Genomic DNA, 2,243 nt, shown 5'->3' with positions numbered 1-2,243 from the left:
GTAAAATTTCCGTCCAATCTAACCGCTTATACAATAGAACTATTGATTGATTTTAATACTGATAATGGATCTTGTGCTTGAGTAATTGGACGGCCAATCACAAGGTAATCCGAACCAGTTTCAATTGCTTGTTTGGGTGTCATTACACGACGTTGATCACCGAATTCGCTGCCTTCTGGGCGAATACCTGGTGTGACCAATTTAAAATCTTTACCACAATGGGTTCTTAACACTTCAACTTCTTGTGGAGAACAAACAACGCCATCTAGTCCTGCACGTTGGCATAAGTGAGCTAAACGGATAACTTGTTCCATTGGCGATGCATTGATACCAATTTGCAATAAATCTAAATCTTCCATACTGGTAAGAACAGTAACACCAATCAATAATGGAGCATCTTTACCATAAGGTTCCAAAATCTGCTTGGCCGTTTCCATCATTCTTAATCCACCTGACGCGTGCAAATCTACCATCCAAACACCAAGATCTGCTGCTGATCGAACTGCTCTTGCCACAGTATTTGGGATATCGTGATATTTAAGATCTAAAAAGACATCAAATTTGCGTTCTTGTAGTTGTTTCACAAATGTTGTCCCTAATGTAGTAAACATCTCTTTGCCCACTTTTAAACGACAAAGTGATGGATCAACTTGATCTACGAAGGCAAGTGCTTCACGCTCTGTTTCATAATCTAATGCAACAATAACTTTACTATTCATAATTTCCTCATAACTAAATGACTTCATCAATACTTTGAATGGGTTTAATGCTTTCCCATTGACGGCAAGATGGACAATACCAATTTAAACGGTAACTTTGGTAGCCACAATTCAAGCATCGGTATGGGAAAGCTTTTTGGATTCTGTCCCCAACCATACTATGCAGTAATACCAAATTATCTTTCCCTCTACCATTTTCTGTTTCATTTATTTGATAATAGATAAAACGGTGAAAGGTAATCATATTAGGGTATTGTCTCACTTGTTGGTATAAACTTGACTGTGCCGCCTCTGCCCCATCTTTTTGTTCAATAAATTCTGCCAGTGCTAAATCCACACTACTATTATGCTTAATTTGATTAGCTCTAATTAAAAATAATTCAAATTGCTCTAATTGATTTAAAGCATTATAACAGTTCTTAATCTGTTTAAGAACTTCACTAATATAGCTTGGATCTTGTTCTAAGATGTGTTCTAAATGCTGTAAAGCAATGTGATATTGTTCTTTCTGATAGTAAAACTCGCCCAATAACATTGATGCTCTTGCACAGTTAGGCAAATATTCTAATGCTTTATTTAAGGATTCTAAAAATAACTTACTATTTTCTTTTATAGATTGAGCATACTCACAGTAAAAATGGGCAAGCGGCTTTCTATCTGTATTAGGAGATATTTTTAATAGTTTCTCTGCGACATTAACCGCTTTTTTCCATTCCTTTGTTTTTTGGTAAATAGTGGTTAATTGTGTCAGAGAATGTGTTGCAAATTCAGGTTCATCAAGTAGCGTAATATAATAATTTTCTGCCCGATCATAAAAACCTGCACTCATAAAATCTTTGGCAAGTTGCTGCTTTGCAAGTAATTTTTGTTCGAAAGAATAATTTTCATTATTTTCTAACGCTTGATGAATGCGTAATGCTCTATCCACCTCGCCTCTGGAACGAAATAAGTTTCCGAGCATCAATTCTGCTTCAAATTGCGAATCGGTAGTGATTTGGTTTTCTGATTCTTGTTTTTGAAGCATAGAAAGGAAAAGATCTACAGCCTTTTCCTGTTGATTAGATAATAGAAAATTTAACCCTGTGACATAATCACGAGAAAATTTATTATTGATAGTGTCTTGATCTTTCTTAGCACTCCTCTGCCCCATATACCAGCCATATAAAGCAGCAATAGGAAGCAGAAGAAATAATAATTCGAGCATTACTCAGCCTTTGGTAAGGTTAACTCATTAATTTGTTGTGCTTGACGTTTGACACGACGATTTAACGCCATATTTTGTAACTTTAATTTTAGGTAGAAAAAGCCTGTAATTAACCAACCTAATAAAAGACCAAGACCAAATAAAACAGCGACTAACGTTGATAAACGTAGTTCACTTTTGGCAATAAGATAATTGAAAGTAATAAGTTGGTCATTATTTGCACCAATAGTGACCGCAACAATGATAATAGCAAGAGTAATAACCAATCCCAAAATATATTTTATCATACGTTCTCCATTACTATTATTTGATGTGATGAA

The 2,243-nt window shown here is 35.1% G+C and carries 3 protein-coding genes; all 3 read right to left on the bottom strand.

Annotated elements, in window-relative coordinates; genetic code table 11:
• Positions 1–26: 26 nt before the first annotated feature.
• The 3 genes from pyrF to A1D25_RS01860 are packed head-to-tail and all read right to left on the bottom strand — an operon-like array spanning position 27 to position 2,210.
• On the bottom strand, positions 27–719 hold the full coding sequence (gene pyrF, locus A1D25_RS01870; RefSeq protein WP_157394023.1) for an orotidine-5'-phosphate decarboxylase: 693 nt from the start codon (positions 717–719) through the stop codon (positions 27–29).
• Between the two features lie 13 nt (positions 720–732).
• The gene (gene lapB, locus A1D25_RS01865) at positions 733–1,923 is read right to left on the bottom strand and encodes a lipopolysaccharide assembly protein LapB (RefSeq protein ID WP_157394022.1); all 1,191 of its coding nucleotides are present in this window, start codon (positions 1,921–1,923) and stop codon (positions 733–735) included.
• Positions 1,923–2,210 (bottom strand): LapA family protein, encoded by a 288-nt coding sequence (locus tag A1D25_RS01860; RefSeq protein ID WP_157394021.1) that lies wholly within the window; start codon positions 2,208–2,210, stop codon positions 1,923–1,925. The genes lapB and A1D25_RS01860 overlap by 1 nt, the downstream gene beginning before the upstream one ends.
• Positions 2,211–2,243 lie beyond the last annotated feature (33 nt).

The organism is Ursidibacter arcticus (genome assembly GCF_009761375.1).
Lineage (GTDB): Bacteria > Pseudomonadota > Gammaproteobacteria > Enterobacterales > Pasteurellaceae > Ursidibacter > Ursidibacter arcticus.
This window is presented reverse-complemented; position numbering and strand designations above follow the sequence as displayed.

Excerpts from the sequence above, each read along its gene's own strand:
- pyrF (WP_157394023.1), bottom strand. The coding sequence starts at position 719 with ATGAATAGTAAAGTTATTGTTGCATTAGATTATGAAACAGAGCGTGAA.
- lapB (WP_157394022.1), bottom strand. The coding sequence starts at position 1,923 with ATGCTCGAATTATTATTTCTTCTGCTTCCTATTGCTGCTTTATATGGC.
- A1D25_RS01860 (WP_157394021.1), bottom strand. The coding sequence starts at position 2,210 with ATGATAAAATATATTTTGGGATTGGTTATTACTCTTGCTATTATCATT.